Annotated in this window: 16 protein-coding genes and 1 tRNA gene; 4 read left to right on the top strand and 13 right to left on the bottom strand. The window is 59.1% G+C overall.

All coding sequences use genetic code 11. The features are described 5' to 3' along the window. Nucleotide 1 precedes the first annotated feature (1 nt). From B7O88_RS08135 to B7O88_RS08150, 4 genes are all read left to right on the top strand, one after another. Nucleotides 2-793, top strand: a complete 792-nt coding sequence (locus B7O88_RS08135) for a fumarylacetoacetate hydrolase family protein (protein WP_088275413.1) — start codon at nucleotides 2-4, stop codon at nucleotides 791-793. 17 nt (nucleotides 794-810) lie between these two features. Then, nucleotides 811-1,707: an acetaldehyde dehydrogenase (acetylating) gene (locus B7O88_RS08140; RefSeq protein ID WP_088275059.1), complete on the top strand. Its 897-nt coding sequence runs from the start codon at nucleotides 811-813 to the stop codon at nucleotides 1,705-1,707. An 11-nt stretch (nucleotides 1,708-1,718) separates the two neighbouring features. Continuing rightward, nucleotides 1,719-2,744, top strand: coding sequence for a 4-hydroxy-2-oxovalerate aldolase (dmpG, locus tag B7O88_RS08145; RefSeq protein WP_088275061.1), 1,026 nt, complete (start codon nucleotides 1,719-1,721; stop codon nucleotides 2,742-2,744). Between the two features lie 63 nt (nucleotides 2,745-2,807). Further along, complete coding sequence (locus B7O88_RS08150) at nucleotides 2,808-4,109, top strand: spinster family MFS transporter (protein WP_088275063.1); 1,302 nt, start codon at nucleotides 2,808-2,810, stop codon at nucleotides 4,107-4,109. Nucleotides 4,110-4,157: 48 nt separating this feature from the next. Here B7O88_RS08150 and B7O88_RS08155 read toward each other — a convergent pair whose 3' ends face one another. The 13 genes from B7O88_RS08155 to thrS all read right to left on the bottom strand — a co-directional run bounded on the left by B7O88_RS08155 (nucleotide 4,158) and on the right by thrS (nucleotide 17,208). Beyond that, on the bottom strand, nucleotides 4,158-4,922 hold the full coding sequence (locus tag B7O88_RS08155; protein WP_088275065.1) for an SDR family oxidoreductase: 765 nt from the start codon (nucleotides 4,920-4,922) through the stop codon (nucleotides 4,158-4,160). Nucleotides 4,923-5,001: 79 nt separating this feature from the next. After that, nucleotides 5,002-6,531 (bottom strand): amidase, encoded by a 1,530-nt coding sequence (locus B7O88_RS08160; protein ID WP_088275067.1) that lies wholly within the window; start codon nucleotides 6,529-6,531, stop codon nucleotides 5,002-5,004. Between the two features lie 24 nt (nucleotides 6,532-6,555). Next, entirely contained in the window at nucleotides 6,556-7,209 is a 654-nt protein-coding gene (locus B7O88_RS08165) for an EthD domain-containing protein (RefSeq protein ID WP_088275069.1), read from the bottom strand. Nucleotides 7,210-7,533: 324 nt separating this feature from the next. After that, complete coding sequence (locus B7O88_RS08170) at nucleotides 7,534-9,006, bottom strand: spinster family MFS transporter (RefSeq protein ID WP_200818422.1); 1,473 nt, start codon at nucleotides 9,004-9,006, stop codon at nucleotides 7,534-7,536. Nucleotides 9,007-9,757: 751 nt separating this feature from the next. Beyond that, nucleotides 9,758-9,834, bottom strand: a tRNA-Pro gene (locus B7O88_RS08175). A 77-nt stretch (nucleotides 9,835-9,911) separates the two neighbouring features. Continuing rightward, a complete protein-coding gene (locus B7O88_RS08180; protein WP_083727851.1) occupies nucleotides 9,912-10,271 on the bottom strand; it encodes a MerR family transcriptional regulator in 360 nt (119 codons plus the stop codon). Beyond that, nucleotides 10,252-10,554, bottom strand: a complete 303-nt coding sequence (gene ihfA, locus B7O88_RS08185) for an integration host factor subunit alpha (RefSeq protein ID WP_088275071.1) — start codon at nucleotides 10,552-10,554, stop codon at nucleotides 10,252-10,254. Before ihfA ends, B7O88_RS08180 begins: the two co-directional genes overlap by 20 nt. 5 nt (nucleotides 10,555-10,559) lie before the next feature. Further along, a complete protein-coding gene (gene pheT / locus B7O88_RS08190) occupies nucleotides 10,560-12,938 on the bottom strand; it encodes a phenylalanine--tRNA ligase subunit beta (protein ID WP_088275072.1) in 2,379 nt (792 codons plus the stop codon). A 39-nt stretch (nucleotides 12,939-12,977) separates the two neighbouring features. Further along, nucleotides 12,978-13,982 (bottom strand): phenylalanine--tRNA ligase subunit alpha, encoded by a 1,005-nt coding sequence (gene pheS / locus B7O88_RS08195; RefSeq protein WP_088275073.1) that lies wholly within the window; start codon nucleotides 13,980-13,982, stop codon nucleotides 12,978-12,980. Between the two features lie 107 nt (nucleotides 13,983-14,089). Further along, nucleotides 14,090-14,446: a 50S ribosomal protein L20 gene (gene rplT / locus B7O88_RS08200; RefSeq protein ID WP_083727855.1), complete on the bottom strand. Its 357-nt coding sequence runs from the start codon at nucleotides 14,444-14,446 to the stop codon at nucleotides 14,090-14,092. Nucleotides 14,447-14,478: 32 nt separating this feature from the next. Further along, nucleotides 14,479-14,673, bottom strand: a complete 195-nt coding sequence (gene rpmI / locus B7O88_RS08205) for a 50S ribosomal protein L35 (protein WP_083727856.1) — start codon at nucleotides 14,671-14,673, stop codon at nucleotides 14,479-14,481. A gap of 61 nt (nucleotides 14,674-14,734) precedes the next feature. Beyond that, on the bottom strand, nucleotides 14,735-15,286 hold the full coding sequence (gene infC / locus B7O88_RS08210; protein ID WP_172409659.1) for a translation initiation factor IF-3: 552 nt from the start codon (nucleotides 15,284-15,286) through the stop codon (nucleotides 14,735-14,737). After that, nucleotides 15,283-17,208, bottom strand: coding sequence for a threonine--tRNA ligase (gene thrS / locus B7O88_RS08215; RefSeq protein ID WP_088275075.1), 1,926 nt, complete (start codon nucleotides 17,206-17,208; stop codon nucleotides 15,283-15,285). Before thrS ends, infC begins: the two co-directional genes overlap by 4 nt. Nucleotides 17,209-17,257 lie beyond the last annotated feature (49 nt).

Consider the following 17,257-nt stretch of genomic DNA (forward strand, 5'->3'; position numbering starts at 1 on the left):
ATTGGACCCGCAATTGATTACCGCTCTGGGTGATGAACTGTTCAACGCACTGCGCGAACGCCGCACCCTGACGCCGCTGACCAGCCGCCACCCCGAGATCAGCATCGACGATGCGTATCGCATATCGCTGCAGTTTCTAAGCCGCCGCGAGGCGATGGGTGAGCGTTTGATCGGCAAGAAGATTGGCGTTACCAGCAAGGCCGTGCAGGACATGCTGAACGTTCATCAACCCGACTTCGGGTTTCTCACCGACCGCATGCAGGTTGCCAACGGCACCACTGTCAGCCTGCGCGAGTACAACCTGATTCAGCCGCGTGCCGAAGGCGAAATCGCCTTCATTCTGGCAGAGGACCTGACCGGCCCCGGCATCAGCGCTGATGACGTGCTGGCTGCGACCGAATCAGTCACGCCCTGTTTCGAGATCGTCGACTCTCGCATTCACGACTGGCAGATCCATATCCAGGACACTGTCGCCGACAACGCCTCCTGCGGCGTGTTCGTGCTCGGTGACCAGCGCACCGATCCGCGCACACTGGACCTGGCAGCCGCCGAGCTGACCATGAGCAAGAACGGCGAAGCGGCCGGTCGCGGGCTCGGTTCTGCGGTACAAGGCCATCCCTGCGCCGCTGTCGCATGGCTGGCCAACACCCTTGGCGAACTGGGCATTCCATTCCGCCGTGGCGAAATCATTCTGTCCGGCGCCCTGGCACCGCTGGTGCCGGTCACTGCCGGCGATCATATCCAGATGCATATCAGCGCGCTTGGCAGTGCCAGCATGCGCTTTACCGACTGACACTCAGGGAGAATCTCATGAGCAAGAAAATCCGCTGTGCCCTGATCGGACCAGGCAACATTGGCACCGACCTGCTGTACAAGCTCAAGCGCAGTGAATGGCTGGAGCCGGTCTGGATGGTAGGTATTGACCCGACCTCCGAAGGCCTCAAGCGGGCCGAAGAAATGGGCCTGAAGGTAACCTGCGACGGTGTTGACGGGCTGCTTGAGCACGTCGAGAGTGATGATATCCGCATCGCCTTTGACGCTACCTCAGCCTATGTCCACGCCGAAAACAGCCGCAAGCTCACCGAGCGCGGCGTGCTGATGATCGACCTGACTCCGGCCGCCATCGGCCCGTACTGCGTCCCGCCGGTCAACCTGGCAGAAAACCTCAAGGCCGGTGCAACCAACGTCAACATGGTTACCTGTGGCGGCCAGGCCACCATTCCGCTGGTCGCCGCGGTATCTCGCGTGCAGCCGGTTGAGTACGCGGAAATCATCGCCACTGCCGCGTCCAAATCAGTCGGTCCCGGCACCCGCAAAAACATCGACGAGTTTACCCGCACCACCGCCAGCGCGATCGAAAAGGTCGGCGGCGCGCGCAAGGGCAAGGCAATCATCATCATCAACCCGGCCGAGCCACCACTGATCATGCGTGACACGGTGCACTGTCTGGTTGAAGGCGAGCCGGACCAGGCCGCCATCACCGCCTCGATCGAGCAGATGATCGGTGAAGTGCAGAAGTATGTTCCCGGCTACAAGCTGGTCAACGGCCCGGTATTCGACGGCAATCGGGTCTCGATCTTCATGGAAGTTGAAGGTCTGGGCGACTTCCTGCCCAAGTATGCAGGCAATCTGGACATCATGACCGCTGCGGCAGCCCGCACCGCCGAAATGTTCGCCGAAAACCTGCTCAAGCAAACCGCCCTTTAAGGAGGCACGCCATGGACCTTCGCGGCAAGAAGATTACCGTTCACGACATGTGCCTGCGTGACGGCATGCACCCCAAACGCCACCAGATCAGTCTGGATGAAATGAAGTCCATCGCCGTTGGCCTGGACGAAGCGGGCATTCCGCTGATTGAGGTCACACACGGTGACGGTCTGGGCGGCAGCTCCGTCAACTACGGATTCCCGGCCCACAGCGATGAAGAGTATCTGTCTGCAGTTATACCGCTGCTCAAGCGCGCCAAGGTGTCCGCCCTGCTGCTGCCGGGCATCGGCACCGTTGACCATCTGCGCATGGCCAAGGATCTGGGCGTCAACACCATCCGCGTTGCAACCCACTGCACCGAGGCCGACGTCTCCGAACAGCACATCACCAAGGCGCGCGAACTGGGCATGGATACCGTCGGCTTCCTGATGATGGCGCACATGAACAGTCCTGAAGGGCTGACCCAGCAGGGCCTGCTGATGGAAAGCTACGGGGCCAACTGCGTCTACATCACCGACTCTGCCGGTTACCTGCTGCCTGATGACGTCGCTGCCCGCGTCGCCGCACTGCGCGCAGCCCTCAAGCCTGACACCGAGATCGGCTTCCACGGTCACCACAACCTGTCGATGGGCGTTTCCAACTCCATCGCCGCAATTGGCGCCGGCGCCACCCGCATCGACGCTGCCTGCGCCGGACTCGGTGCAGGCGCAGGCAACACGCCGATGGAAGTCCTGATTGCGGTCTGCGACCGCATGGGTATCGAAACCGGCGTGGACGTGTTCGGCATTCAGGATGTCGCCGAGGATCGCGTTGTTCCGATTATGGACTTCCCGATTCGCAGTGACCGTGACGCCCTGACCATGGGCTATGCCGGCGTGTACGGTTCATTCCTGCTGTTCGCCAAGCGCGCCGAGAAGAAGTACGGCGTATCCGCCCGCGAGATTCTGGTCGAAATGGGTCGTCGCGGTATGGTCGGCGGCCAGGAAGACATGATCGAGGACACCGCGCTGACCCTGCTGAAACAGCGTCAGGCCTGACCCTTAATGCGGTAGATACAACGGCTCCGTCAGGGAGCCGTTGTGCTTTCAGGAGTGTGCAGGATGAGCAACGCTGCTGTTACCCGCAGCCTGGGCTGGCGCGCCCATGGGCTGCTGTCGGTGCTGGTTTTTGCCTACGCCGGTTTCTTCATTGGCCGCCAGATCATGTCGATAATGATCGAACCGATCAAACAGGAGTTCGGCGCTTCGGACACCGCAATGGGACTGATCTCCGGGCTGGCCTTCGCCGCAGTCTATGCATTGATGGGCTTGCCCGCCGGCCGTTTGGCTGATCGCGGCAGCCGGGTGCGCCTGCTGGCGTTCGCTGGCCTGCTCTGGGGACTGTCCACCCTGCTCTGCGGGCTGGCCACCAGCTTCTGGCTACTGGTGGCAGCACGCATGCTGGTTGCCGTTTTCGAGGCACCGGTTACCCCCGCCTCGCTATCGCTGATTGCCGACCTGTACCCGGTGCAGCAACGCTCGCTGGCGATCAGCTTTTTCACCGGTGCACCTACGGTTTCGGCCATGCTTGGTCTTGGTGTCGGCGCCTGGGTCATCGATATCTGGGGCTGGCGCAGTGGCTTCTATCTGATCGCCAGCCCGGTGTTGCTGGTATCGGTAGTGCTGGGCCTGCTGGTGCGCGAGCCTCGGCGCGGCTACTGGGATGCCAACGGCAGTAGCGTTCACGCGCCCCGCCACAACCTGCGTCAGGCCGCGGCGCACCTGTTCAGCAACCGCCCATATCGGCTAACCGTGCTGATCTGCACGCTGTTCAGCTTCAGTGGCTTTGCCTTCGCCATGTGGAATACCAGCTTTCTGATTCGCTCCCATGGCCTGTCGTTGCAGCATGCCGGCATCCTCGCCGGCGTGGTGGTGGGCGGTACTGCAACTGTCGGCGGCCTGTTCAGTGGCTGGCTGACCGACCGCCTGGTTGTTGTCGATCGGCGCTGGCTGGTATGGGTACCGCTGATCGGCCAGAGCATCGCGCTGGCATTTATGCTCAGCTATCTGATGTGGCCGGTACAGACCGCCTTCCATATCGGCAGCATGCCGGTACCAACGACCATGTTCTGGTGCGCGCTGATGGGCTTTTTTACCGTCTGGTGGGTAGCTCCGCTATTCAATCTGCTGACCCAACTGGTCGACAGCTGGGAACGCGCTACAGCCGTTGCCCTGCAGACCATCTGTACAACGGTAGCGGGTGTCGGCCTCGGTCCGCTGTTCATTGGCGCCTTGAGCGATATGCTGGCGCCATTCAGTGGAGACGAGTCCCTGCGCCAGGCGATGCTGCTGGCCAATGTCAGCCTGTTTGTCGCACTGTTGCTGCTGTTGCGGCTGCTACGCCAGCCACCCTTCCGGCAATAAAACACAAAAGGCCCCGAACGGGGCCTTTTGCTACGGCGCAAACAACAATCAGAACCGGTTGGGACGTATCATCGCGTCCATGCCGCCATCAGCAAATACCACCGTGCCGTGCATAAAGCTGGCCTGCGAAGACAGCAGAAAACGGATGACGTTCGCCAATTCCGCGGGCTGGCTTCCACGTCCCAGCGGTGCGACAAAGTTGCGCGTCGCCTCGCCATAACGTGCATCCTCTGTGGACGCCTTGTACAACGGCGTTTCAACTACGCCCGGTGCCACCACATTAAGCCGTACGCCCAGTTTGGCCCACTCATGCACCTTGCTGCGCACCAGCAGGCTGACCGCCAGCTTGGAGCCGGCATAGGCGAGACTCGGATCCTGATCGGCAATCGCGGCCAGCGCTTCACCTTCATCGCCCTTGAGCAGGGTCTGAATGATCGGATGCTGATCGACACCCGGCTGCACCGCAGCCACCGAACCGACCACCACCGCCGATGGCTCAGTGCCCTTGCTCAGAGCCGGTGCCAGGCCATCGAGCAATGCTTTGACGGCAAAATAGTTAACCGCAAGGATCAGCCCGGTATTGGGGGCAGTTACCCCCAGGCCGGCGCAGAGCACCAGATGGTCCAGGCGGTCGCCACAACGATCACGTACTTGCGAGATCGCTTGCTGACGACCTTCATCAGTGGACAGGTCTGCATTGATGTCGGCGTTGGCACGGTCGATACCGATGACACTGTGGCCAGCCTCGCGCAGCTGCGCACAGAGCGCAGCGCCAATACCCGAGGCGGAGCCGGTAACGGCGGTAATGGGCATAGTGGTTCTCCTGATTGTGATTGTTGGGCCCTGCCGTCACTGTGCTTAGCAGCGCAACGGAGGGCATCGTCCGGTGGGACTACACAATCTCGGGCACCCTACTGAACCACGGACGAGCCTGCTCAAGCTGGCTGGCCAACCGCAGCAACGTGCGCTCCTCACCAAAGCGTCCGGCAAACATCACCCCCACCGGCAACCCATCCTCACTCCAGTACAGGGGCACCGACATCGCCGGCTGACCGGTGATGTTGTATACCGAGGTGAGCGAAGACATCCGGCCAGCCAACGCCCCAAACTCCTGAACCGGCAAGTCCATGGTGATCGTGCCAAGTGGCGGTGGAAGGTGCGGCATTGTCGGGCTCAGAATCAGGTCGTACTGTTGCAAGAACGCTTCCATATCATGGCCGGCACGGCGCAAGGCAAGCACGCCGTTATTGTAGTCAACGGCCGAGACCTGCCTGCCCCAGCCCAGCATCTGCCAGTCCACCGGCTCCAGATCAGCCTCTGTTGCAATCCGCCCCAGCTGATGCTCGCGCAGCGCCACGCTCTGTGCCAGGCTGACCATACTTACCAAGCCGGATGCACGTCCCGCGGCCTCCAGATCCAGCTCCGGGGTTATCTCCTCGACCACATGCCCAAGCTCGGCGCACAACGCAGCGGCCTGCTCAGCCGCCTTTCGGCACTCTGGCTCCAGTTCTCCGCCCTGCAGCGGTGCAGCAAGCAAGGCGATGCGCAGCTGTCCCGGCTGGCGGTGAAGCTGTTCCAGATAGCGTCCCTGGCTGTCCTGCTTTGCCAGCGCTCTGCCCGGCTTGCGCCACGCCAGGCAGTCCAGCATCGCGGCGCTGTCCCGAACACTGCGGCTGATTACGTGTTGTGCCGACAGACCACCGCGCACGTCAGTATCACCACTGCCTATGGGTACCAGCCCGCGGCTTGGCTTGAGCCCAAAAAGGCCACACGCAGAAGCAGGCATTCGGATCGAACCGCCACCATCGCTTGCGTGGGCAACCGGAACAATCCCTGCTGCCACCGCAGCAGCCGCACCTCCTGACGAGCCGCCGGCGCTGCGATTCAGCTGCCATGGGTTATGCGTCTTCCCCCACAACGTGCTCTCAGAACTGGGGCAATTCCCAAACTCGGGGCTATGCGTCTTACCGAACACCACCAGACCCGCTTCACGTACCTTGCGCATGTAAGGGTCATCCTGCTGCGCGACGGCATCGCGAAACATTCGTGAACCCTGGGTAGTAACGGTGCCCGCCATGCTCACACCCAGGTCCTTGAGCAAAAACGGTACACCACCGAAAGGCCCGACCGGCCGACCGGCCTTGAGCTGTTCTCGGGCCAGATCGTAGTGTTTCAGTACGACCGCGTTGAGCGTCGGGTTGACCTGCTCGGTCCTTGCAATAGCCAGCTCAAGCAACTCGGCTGCGCTGACCTCGCCGCCAGCAAGCAGGCCAGCCAGCGAGGTTGCGTCCTGCTTGCGATACTCGTCAAAACGCATATTCTCAGAGCCATGGGCAGCGGCCGAAAAGCCCAGCGGCAACGCCAGCCCACCCAGCCCGATACCGGTTCCCGCCATAAAACGACGACGTGATATGGATGTCATGATTCACTCCTGTTTTTGTACTTGTCATGGAAGAAACGCCACAAAGCCCTGCTTCAGCTGCTGGGCAGAACTTGAATGAGTATGAACCTGAACCGCAGCCAGCAAGCCTGGCGCGGGACCAGTCAGACCCGGCGGTCTCTCGGGGTGCTGATCAAGTTGCAGCCAAAGCAACGCATCGAAAGGAAAGTCGCTGCCAACCACCGGACTGAGCAGATCCAGGCTCATCCTGCGCAGCCCTCGAATATCACGGCTGAGGGAACGCGCCCAGGCCTCGACTTCGCGCCGAAACTCTGTCTGCGAACGGCCGGCGCGGGAAAACAGCAACGCATACCTCAGCTGTGACAGCGCATCTTCAGTCTTCGCCCCCTCAACCATCACAGACTCTTCAGACATGGCGACGCGTATCCGCTCCGGCCGCATAAACTTGCGCTCATCGTCACGCATCAGCGCGCGCGAGCGCGACTGCATGGCCTGTCTGATGTCAAATCCGCGTTGCATCTGAAACTCGCTGATGCAATCAAAATCAAGCCCGCCGACCTCGTCGACCAGGTGATTACGGGTGTACTGCCGGTAAGGAAAATGGGCGATAGCCAAAGGGCTGTGAATTTCTTCGTAATAGTGCCGAAACGCATCGCGCGACAGGTCGGCGCGTCGGGTCAAAAGGGAAATGGCTTTCATGCATCGCTCGCGAACAGATGAGATTCTGATGTTCGAGATTCAATGCCAGACCGAAAAGCCGCATCGTCCGTTTGGGTATTTGTGCCAGCCGGCAGCTTCAGGTATCAGGCTCTCGGCTAACCCAGACCCTGTTCCAGAGCAGTGCAGAACCGCGTCCAGTATGGTTGGCTCTGCCTGCTCCAAAAACCTTTCGATGGGCACCGACCGGGTGTCGGACCTGATTTCTCCGGAGAGCATAAAGTCAACCGGATCACGCCATTCAATGACACCGGTAGCTACTTCGGGCGAAAAGAGAGGGCGCAATGCGCCCTCCCTAGCAGTCACTTATGCGGTGACCGGATTTTTCACTTCTCTGTCCACCATGTCCTTGCCCAGGCGGGTCCAGGTCAGCAGGAAGCATAGAGCGCTGGCAGCGTAGAGGCAGGCCATTATGACCATGGAGGTTTGCAGGCTTTGCGCATAGACCTGCCCGCATACGTCCTGCAGGTTCTGGTTCAGTTGACCAACCACTGCGGGATGACACTGGTTTCGTGCCAGTTCACCAGCCGCCACACCAAGATCGGCGATACCGGACTTGAAGAAGATGTCCGAGATTGCGCCAATGAACAGCGGGCCAAAGCCGTAGCCAATCAGGTTAACCAGCAGCAGCATCACCGCCGTGGCCATAGCGCGTACCCGCATGCTTACCACGCCCTGACCGATGGTGTACTGGGCGGCCAGGTAGCCATACTTGACGAAGCCACCGATGATCAAACCGATTGCCGCGTAGAACAGGTTGTCCGTGGTGAAGGCGAAGATATAAAAGGGAACCGACAGCAACAGGCCCGCCGCCGGCACCCAAGCGATGGCGCCCGGGTGCTTCTTGTAAATTCTGGTCGCCAGCCACCCGGTAGCAAAGGTACCAATGGCGGCTGACAGGGCAACCGGTGTGTTGATCCAGATCGCAGCCTGACCGGCAGTGATCTCGTAGGTCCGGACCAGAAAGATCGACTGGAACGAGGAGATACCATAGCCGCAGAACGCAGCGATGGTAGCGCCGGCGGTCATCAGCCAGAAAGCAGGCTTGCCCATCAGCTCATGGATCGCTTCACCCAGGCTGGCCCGCTCTTTTTTCACGGCGACCGGCGGATCGGTATAGCCTCGCGGCGGCTCCTTTACCGTGAGTTTGAAAACCAGGGCGACCAGCAGGCCAGGCAAGCCGACGACGAAAAAGGCGGTGCGCCAGTCAAACACATCGGTCACCCAGCCGCCAACCAGGTTGGCAACCATGGTGCCGAGCGTTACGCCCATGGCGTAGAAACCCAATGCCTGTGAGCGCTCTCGAGGGATGAAATAGTCCGCGATCAGCGAGTTGGCCGGCGGTGTGCAGCCCGCCTCGCCAATACCCACACCAACGCGGCACATCAGCAGAATCCAGAACGCGCCGATGGTGACCGAGCCAATAGTGACTTCCGTCGCCAGGCCGCAAAGCGCGGTCATCAGCGACCACAGGGCCACACAAACAGTCATGATCCATACACGGTTTGCGACATCGGCAAAGCGTGCCAGCGGGATGCCAACGGCGGTATAGAGCAAGGCGAAACCGAAGCCGGTGAGAAGCCCGAACTGGGTGTCTGTAATCCCCAGGTCCGGCACCAGGTCAGGGCCGACGACGGCCAGCAGGGCGCGGTCAACGAAATTCAGGATGTAGATAAATGTCAGCGCAAAGAGCACATAATTACGATAAGCCTTGGAGCCGTAGCCGGCCAGTTGGCCTTGGGCTGCGCCCTCTGCGGCAGTGGTGGGTCTCATGGACATAAGCCTTCCAGGTATATTGTTATTGGTCGATGCGGACTGTAATCCCACACTGGTATTACCTACTGCAAGCACGGTCTGGCCTGAAGAACAGCATAAACCCCTGCCCCGCAACCGGACGAGCCGACCCACTATATCGGCATAGCGGGATACAGTGGCGGACAGAATTGTTGAGTTTTGTCGCCGGTCGCGTTCAACCTCAGGCGATTACCAGGTTCAGGCTCGCATGCGTCATCCGTGCGCATTACGTTACAGGGTAATAGCGAAACGACCAGTCAGGATCGAGCCAAACAGCCGGTTTGAATACCCGTCCATAAACAAATGCCATAGCTTGAGCGGCACGCTGCAGAAACGCACGCCTTTGCAGCCTGCAGTGTTTACTGCCTGTTCTGATCGAGTCTGTCGGTGCACAGACCTAACACTGCAGCAAGGGATTACGACGTGCCCTGCGCCGTCATGTGAGTATTGGCAGCGCATCTGACAGTATTGTTAACTGCCGATCCGAATTAGTCGGCATAACAGGTCACTCGACAGTCATCCTCAGGATGGATAGAAGATCGCTGACCATGCCAGCGAAGGGATGACGCGGAACTACCAGCGGGATCATGAAGAAGGGGTGTGGGCTGACGCGGTACCCGACATGGATATCGCTAAGATCACTCGCTGAGTTTTGCGCGCATTTTGCGCCAGTTTTACGCCGTCCGGGCGTAAAAAAAGGACCAAGCCGCTAAGTGCTTGATCCTTCTTTAAAATTTGGTCGGGACGGAGTGATTCGAACACTCGACCCCTTGCACCCCATGCAAGTGCGCTACCAGGCTGCGCTACGCCCCGACGATGCTTCGGTTTGTCTGCCGAAGCGGGTCGCATAATACATTAACTCCCTGAAATGAGAAAGTTTTTTTTCAGTATCAGCGAACCCGAAGAACGTTGAGCACTTCCTCCAGCTCGGCAATGGTCTGGCGAATCAGTTGCTTGTACTGGGTGAGATCTTCGCGGGCTTCTTCACCGGACAGGCGCTGGCGTGCGCCGCCGATGGTGAATCCCTGATCGTACAGCAGAGCACGAATCTGACGGATCATGAGTACATCCTGACGCTGATAGTAGCGACGGTTACCCCGACGCTTGACCGGCGACAACTGGGGAAACTCCTGTTCCCAGTAGCGCAGGACATGGGGCTTTACTGCACACAACTCGCTCACCTCACCAATGGTGAAGTAGCGTTTACCGGGGATTGCCGGCAGCTCGTCGTTATGGCTGGGTTCCAGCATACGCTTCTACTCGTGCCTTGAGTTTTTGTCCCGGGCGAAAGGTCACCACCCGCCTGGCGGTAATGGGGATCTCTTCGCCTGTTTTCGGATTTCGGCCGGGGCGCTGACGTTTATCGCGCAAATCGAAGTTGCCGAATCCGGACAACTTGACCTGTTCATTGGCTTCCAGTGCGTTACGAATTTCTTCGAAAAACAACTCGACCAACTCTTTGGCTTCGCGCTTGTTGAACCCTAACTCTTCGTACAGCCGCTCAGCCATTTCCGCTTTTGTCAGAGCCCCCATTTCACCTATTTCCTTAGCGTGGCGTTAAACCCTTGCTCCAAGGACTGCAGCACTCTGTCCATGACAGCATTCACCTCATCATCGGTAAGAGTGCGCGACGAATCCTGTAACGTCAAGCCGATTGCCATGCTTTTTCTATGAGGATCAATACCTTTGCCCTCATACACGTCAAACAACCTGAGGTTTTTGAGATGTTCGCCGGCCGCTTGGCGAATGGCACCGAGCAGATCCTGGGCCATTACCTCGCGGTCCACAACCAGTGCGATATCCCGTCTGACCTCAGGGAAGCGGGACAATTCGCTAAAGCGCGGCAGCTCGCCCTGACAGATCTTCGCCAATGCCAACTCGAACACAAATACCGGCCCATTGAGGTCAAGATCCTCAACCAGCTGCGGGTGCAGCGCACCGATCAGGCCTACCTGCTCTTCACCATTGAGGATCCCGGCAGACTGGCCAGGATGCAGTGCAGGGTGGGCCACCGGTGCGAAGCGGAAGCTGACGCCGGCGGCACTCTGCGCCAGGATGGCTTCAACATCAGCCTTGACGTCGAAGAAGTCGACCTTCTCTGCCCCGTTCGCCCAGCCCTCAGGTTGACGGCTGCCAGTAACAATACCGGAAAGCATGACTTCCTGACGCAGACCATCTGCGCACGGAATGAAGCGCTGGCCGCTCTCGAACAGCCGCACCCGACCTTGCTGACGGTTCTGGTTGTACTGCACCGCCTTGCACAGGCCCGGCCACAGGGAGGGACGCATGACTGCCATATCACTGGAAATCGGGTTGGCCAGCGCCAGGGGTTCGATCTCCGGCTCAAACTGCTTGCTCAGGCCCGGCTCGATGAAGCTGTAAGTAATGGCTTCATGGTAGCCACGGGCGACCAGCAGGCGACGCAGCACGGTCAGCTCGCCACGGGCCTCCGGCTTGCCAGCCAGACTGAGGGCTGCGGTCGGTGCGCTGACCGGCAGGCGGTTGTAACCATACAGGCGAGCCAGCTCTTCGATCAGATCCACTTCGATACTGATATCGAAGCGGTGACTGGGTACATCAATCTGCCACTGGCCATTACCAATCGCAGTAACGCCCAGCCCAAGACCGGAGAGATAACCGACCACGTCGGCCTCACCCATCTGCATGCCGAGCATCTGGGTGATGCGATCATTGCGCAAGGTGATTTGCTTGAGTGAGGGCAATGCGCCCTGCTCGACCGCCTCGATGACCGGACCCGGCTCACCACCGACGATCTCCAGGATCAGGGCCGTCGCACGCTCGATGGCCTCACGCTGCAGTTGCCAGTCAACGCCTCGCTCAAAGCGATGCGAAGAGTCGGTGTGCAGGCTGTAGCCACGCGCCTTGCCGGCGATGGCGATGGTGTCAAAGAAGGCGCTTTCCAGGAACAGGTCCCGGGTGTTTTCACTGACGCCACTGTGCTCACCACCCATGATGCCGGCCATAGCCAGCGGGCGTTCGTGGTCTGCAATCACCAGGGTATCTGCACGCAGGCTGATTTCCTGGCCGTCCAGCAGTACCAGCTTCTCACCCTCTTCCGCCATGCGCACGCGAATGCCGCCCTTGATCTCGGCCAGATCGAAGGCATGCATCGGCTGCCCCAGCTCAAGCATCACGTAGTTGGTGATGTCGACAACCGCATCAATGCTGCGAATATCGCTGCGACGCAGACGCTCAACCATCCACAGCGGCGTTGGGCGTGACAGATCAACGTTGCGGATGACCCGCCCCACATAACGCGGGCAGGCTTGAGCAGCGACCAGCTCAACCGGACGCACCTCGTCATGGACGGCTGCGAGCGGCTCAACCTCGACACGGCAAACCTCGGCGCCATAGTTGGCGCCTACTTCACGGGCCAGACCGGCGATAGACAAGCAATCACCGCGGTTCGGCGTCAGGTCGACTTCGATGACAGCGTCGTCGAGGCCAAGGTACTCGCGTACGCTCTGACCGACAGGGGCATCAAGCGGCAGCTCATAGAGACCGTCGTGGTCTTCTGAAATCTGCAGCTCGGCAGCCGAGCACAGCATGCCGAAGGATTCGACACCGCGCAGCTTGGCCTTCTTGATCTTGAAGTCTTCGCCCAGTACCGCGCCCACCATGGCAAACGGGATCTTGATGCCGGCGCGCGCGTTGGGTGCGCCGCACACCACCTGGAACTCTTCGCTGCCATTGCTGACACGGCATACGCGCAGTTTGTCGGCATCGGGGTGCTGCTCGGCACTGAGAATCTCGCCCACCACAACGCCGGAGAACTCGCCGGCTGCCGGGGTAACGCTGTCTACTTCGAGTCCGGTCATGGACAGGCGCGCTACCAGTTCGTCACGAGAAACGTCAGGGTTTACCCAGGTGCGCAGCCACTGTTCACTGAATTTCATTATCGATTCCTGCTGTCAAAAGGGTTGCGGATGCGGCGCTCAACGGAACTGCTCAAGGAAACGCAGATCGTTGTCGAAGAAAATGCGCAGATCGCCCACGCCATAACGCAGCATGGTCAGGCGCTCGACGCCCATCCCGAAAGCAAACCCCTGGTATTTCTCCGGGTCGATACCGGACATGCGCAGCACCTCCGGGTGCACCATGCCGCAACCCAGGACTTCCAGCCAGTCGGCCTTTTCTTCACCGTTCTTGACTACGCGGCGGCGAATATCCACCTCGGCGGAAGGTTCGGTGAAGGGGAAGAACGACGGGCGGAAACGGACTTCGAGATCAGCCTCGAAGAACTCGCGCAGGAACTGCTCAATGGTGCCCTTCAGATCGGCAAAGCTCACACCCTCGTCAATCAGCAGACCTTCAACCTGATGGAACATCGGCGAATGGGTCTGGTCGGAGTCGCAGCGGTACACGCGACCCGGACAGATGATGCGAATCGGCGGCTGCTGGCTCTCCATGGTGCGCACCTGAACCGGCGAGGTGTGGGTACGCAGCAGGGTGTTGGCATTGAAGTAGAAGGTATCGTGCATGGCACGCGCCGGGTGGTGACCCGGAATATTCAGCGCCTCGAAGTTGTGGTAGTCGTCTTCCACTTCCGGGCCTTCCGCGACGGTATAACCGACGTGGGCAAAAATCTGTTCAATCCGCTCCATGGTGCGGGTAACCGGGTGCAAACCACCGGTAGTCTGACCACGGCCGGGCAACGTGACATCCAAACGCTCGGCAGCCAGACGGGCATTCATCGCAGCGCTTTCCATCTCGGACTTGCGTCCATTGAGCACGCTCTGAACCTGCTCTTTAGCCTGGTTGACCAGCGCGCCAACCTTGGGACGCTCCTCGGCCGGAATGTTGCCCAGAGTCTTCATCACCTGGGTCAGCTCGCCCTTCTTGCCAAGATACTGAACGCGGATATTCTCCAGCGCAGCCACATCAGCTGCCTGTTTGATTGCCTCAAGTGCTTGTGCGACCAGGGCGTCGAGGTTTTCCATCAACACGTACTCCAGAAACAAAAATAGGGGAAGAGCTTTGAGGCTCTTCCCCTATCATTGACGTTGCCAGCCGCGCCCGAAGGCGCGGTGATTGTCGTAACGAGGGCTTAAGCCAGGCTAGCCTTTGCTTTTTCGACAATCGCGGTAAACGCCGCTTTTTCGTTCACGGCCAGATCGGCCAGAACCTTACGATCGATCTCGACGGACGCCTTTTTCAGGCCAGCGATCAGGCGGCTGTAGGACAGACCGTTCTGACGAGCACCAGCGTTGATACGGGCAATCCACAGCGCGCGGAACTGACGCTTGCGCTGCTTGCGGTCACGATATGCGTACTGACCAGCTTTGATAACCGCTTGCTTGGCAACGCGGAACACGCGTGAACGCGCGCCGTAGTAACCTTTAGCCAGCTTGAGAACTTTCTTGTGACGCTTGCGCGCCATGACACCACGTTTTACACGAGCCATTGCTTTCTTCCTCTAACCTGTAACCTTGATGATTAACGCAGACGCAGCATGCGCTCGACTTTTTGGACGTCAGCAGCGTTCAGCTGCGAAGTGCCGCGAAGTTGACGCTTACGCTTGGTGCTCATCTTGGTCAGGATGTGGCTTTTGAAAGCATGCTTGTGCTTGATGCCGTTCCCGGTTTTCTTGAAGCGCTTGGCAGCGCCACTTTTGGTCTTCATCTTTGCCATGTTCAGTTACTCCAAATTGAAGTGCATCAAATAATCGCAAGGCCTGGCGTTGCCCTGGAGATTACTTTTTCTTTTTGGGGGCGATGACCATCATCAGCTGACGACCTTCCATCTTCGGGTGCTGTTCCACGGTGCCGTATTCAAGCAGGTCGTTTTCGACCCGTTTCAACAGCTCCATGCCCAGCTCCTGATGGGCCATTTCGCGACCACGGAATCGCAACGATACCTTGGCCTTGTCCCCTTCAGAGAGGAAACGAATCAGGTTGCGAAGCTTGACCTGATAGTCACCCTCTTCCGTCCCTGGACGAAACTTGATTTCCTTGATCTGAATCTGCTTCTGATTCTTGCGCGCTGCGGCTTGCTGTTTCTTCTTTTCGAAGATGTGCTTGCCGTAGTCCATGATGCGGCATACGGGCGGCGCCGCATCGGGAGAGATTTCAACCAGGTCCAGCTTGACTTCTTCAGCTGCGGCCAGCGCTTCCTGAATGGATACGATGCCGATCTGCTCGCCATCTGCACCAATCAGGCGCACTTCACGCGCCGTGATGTTTTCGTTAATCGGCGGGCGTTGTGCGGCTCTTTTGTCTTGTCTCATCTCGCGTTTAATCTTTATTGCTCCGAATTCGGGCGGCCTCGTTGTGCCACAGCGCGAGATAGGAAATCAGCGAACTCGGTTACAGTCATTGAACCCAGATCTTTACCCTCTCGCGTGCGCACGGCCACGGTGTGCGACTCGACTTCCCGATCACCTACAACCAGCAGGTAGGGAGTCTTGTGCAAAGTGTGCTCGCGGATTTTAAAGCCGATCTTCTCGTTTCTCAAGTCCGCAACCACTCTATACCCCATATCCTTCAGGGATTTCTCGACTTCACTGCAGAATTCGGCCTGATTATCGGTGATATTCAGTACCGCTGCCTGCGTCGGCGCGAGCCATGCCGGGAAGTCGCCGGCGTAATGTTCGATCAGAATACCGATAAAACGCTCGAACGAACCGAGGATCGCACGGTGCAGCATGACCGGGGTCTTGCGCGCACCATCTTCGGCGACGTACTGGGCGCCCAGACGGCCCGGCAACATGAAGTCCAGCTGCAGAGTACCGCACTGCCAGACCCGACCGATACAGTCACGCAGGGAGAATTCGATCTTCGGACCGTAGAAAGCGCCCTCACCCGGCTGCAAATCCCACTTCAGACCGGCTTCATTGAGCGCGTCCTCAAGACCTTTTTCGGCGCGATCCCACAATGCGTCATCACCAACCCGGCTTTCCGGACGAGTGGACAGCTTCAGCTCAACGTCGTCAAAGCCGAAATCCCGGTAGACCTGCAGCGTCAGCGCGATAAAGTCGCTGGCTTCCTTCTTGACCTGCTCATCGGTACAGAAGATATGCGCATCGTCCTGGGTAAAGCCACGCACGCGCATCAGACCGTGCAGCGAACCGGAGGGCTCATTGCGATGGCAGGAGCCGAACTCGGCCAGACGCAGCGGCAGCTCGCGGTAGCTCTTGAGACCCTGATTGAACACCTGGATGTGACACGGACAGTTCATCGGCTTGACCGCGTAATCACGGCTTTCCGACTCGGTGGTAAACATGTTCGCCGCGTAGTGCTCCCAGTGACCTGAACGCTCCCACAGCACGCGATCAACCACCTGAGGTGTCTTGATCTCTTTATAACCGGCGTCCAGCTGGACCTTGCGCATGTACTGTTCAAGCACCTGGTAGATAGACCAGCCATTGGGATGCCAGAACACCATGCCCGGCGCTTCTTCCTGGGTGTGGAACAGGTCCAGACGCTTGCCGATCTTGCGATGATCGCGCTTCTCGGCCTCTTCCATACGCTGGATGTAGGCTGCCAGCTGCTTCTTGTCCGCCCAGGCAGTGCCATAGATACGCTGCAGCTGCTCATTCTTGGCATCGCCGCGCCAGTAAGCACCGGAGATACGGGTCAGCTTGAACGCTTTCAGAAAGCGCGTGTTCGGCACGTGCGGGCCGCGGCACATGTCGACATATTCTTCGTGGTAGTAGAGGCCCATGGCCTTTTCGTCCGGCATATCCTCAACCAGGCGCAGCTTGTACTCCTCACCACGGGACTCGAACACCTTGATGACCTCATCACGCGGGGTCACCTTTTTGATCACGTCGTAATTGGTGTCGATCAGCTCAGCCATACGCTTTTCGATGGCGGCCATGTCTTCCGGCGTAAAGGGGCGCTCGAAGGAAATATCGTAATAAAAGCCGTCATCGATAACCGGACCGATGACCATCTTGGCCGCCGGATACAGCTGCTTGACCGCATGACCCACCAGGTGAGCACAGGAGTGGCGAATGATTTCGACCCCTTCCTCGTCCTTGGCGGTAATGATCTGCAGGGTCGCGTCCTGCTCGATCAGATCACAGGCATCGACCAGACGCCCATCGACTTTGCCGGCAATGGTTGCCTTGGCAAGGCCGGCGCCAATGGACTGCGCAACGTCTGCAACGGAAACAGGATTTTCAAAAACGCGCTGACTGCCGTCAGGAAGAGTAATTACGGGCATGTGCCTCTCCTTCTCAGTGGTGACCCCTACGCAAGGCCACGTGATGGAT

This window comes from Halopseudomonas aestusnigri, from assembly GCF_002197985.1.
Classification (GTDB): Bacteria; Pseudomonadota; Gammaproteobacteria; order Pseudomonadales; family Pseudomonadaceae; genus Halopseudomonas; species Halopseudomonas aestusnigri.

Excerpts from the sequence above, each read along its gene's own strand:
- B7O88_RS08170 (WP_200818422.1), bottom strand. The coding sequence starts at position 9,006 with ATGTCCATGAGACCCACCACTGCCGCAGAGGGCGCAGCCCAAGGCCAA.
- B7O88_RS08160 (WP_088275067.1), bottom strand. The coding sequence starts at position 6,531 with ATGACATCCATATCACGTCGTCGTTTTATGGCGGGAACCGGTATCGGG.
- B7O88_RS08155 (WP_088275065.1), bottom strand. The coding sequence starts at position 4,922 with ATGCCCATTACCGCCGTTACCGGCTCCGCCTCGGGTATTGGCGCTGCG.
- B7O88_RS08165 (WP_088275069.1), bottom strand. The coding sequence starts at position 7,209 with ATGAAAGCCATTTCCCTTTTGACCCGACGCGCCGACCTGTCGCGCGAT.
- ihfA (WP_088275071.1), bottom strand. The coding sequence starts at position 10,554 with ATGGGGGCTCTGACAAAAGCGGAAATGGCTGAGCGGCTGTACGAAGAG.
- pheT (WP_088275072.1), bottom strand. The coding sequence starts at position 12,938 with ATGAAATTCAGTGAACAGTGGCTGCGCACCTGGGTAAACCCTGACGTT.
- B7O88_RS08150 (WP_088275063.1), top strand. The coding sequence starts at position 2,808 with ATGAGCAACGCTGCTGTTACCCGCAGCCTGGGCTGGCGCGCCCATGGG.
- dmpG (WP_088275061.1), top strand. The coding sequence starts at position 1,719 with ATGGACCTTCGCGGCAAGAAGATTACCGTTCACGACATGTGCCTGCGT.
- pheS (WP_088275073.1), bottom strand. The coding sequence starts at position 13,982 with ATGGAAAACCTCGACGCCCTGGTCGCACAAGCACTTGAGGCAATCAAA.
- rpmI (WP_083727856.1), bottom strand. The coding sequence starts at position 14,673 with ATGGCAAAGATGAAGACCAAAAGTGGCGCTGCCAAGCGCTTCAAGAAA.
- rplT (WP_083727855.1), bottom strand. The coding sequence starts at position 14,446 with ATGGCTCGTGTAAAACGTGGTGTCATGGCGCGCAAGCGTCACAAGAAA.
- B7O88_RS08140 (WP_088275059.1), top strand. The coding sequence starts at position 811 with ATGAGCAAGAAAATCCGCTGTGCCCTGATCGGACCAGGCAACATTGGC.
- thrS (WP_088275075.1), bottom strand. The coding sequence starts at position 17,208 with ATGCCCGTAATTACTCTTCCTGACGGCAGTCAGCGCGTTTTTGAAAAT.
- B7O88_RS08180 (WP_083727851.1), bottom strand. The coding sequence starts at position 10,271 with ATGCTGGAACCCAGCCATAACGACGAGCTGCCGGCAATCCCCGGTAAA.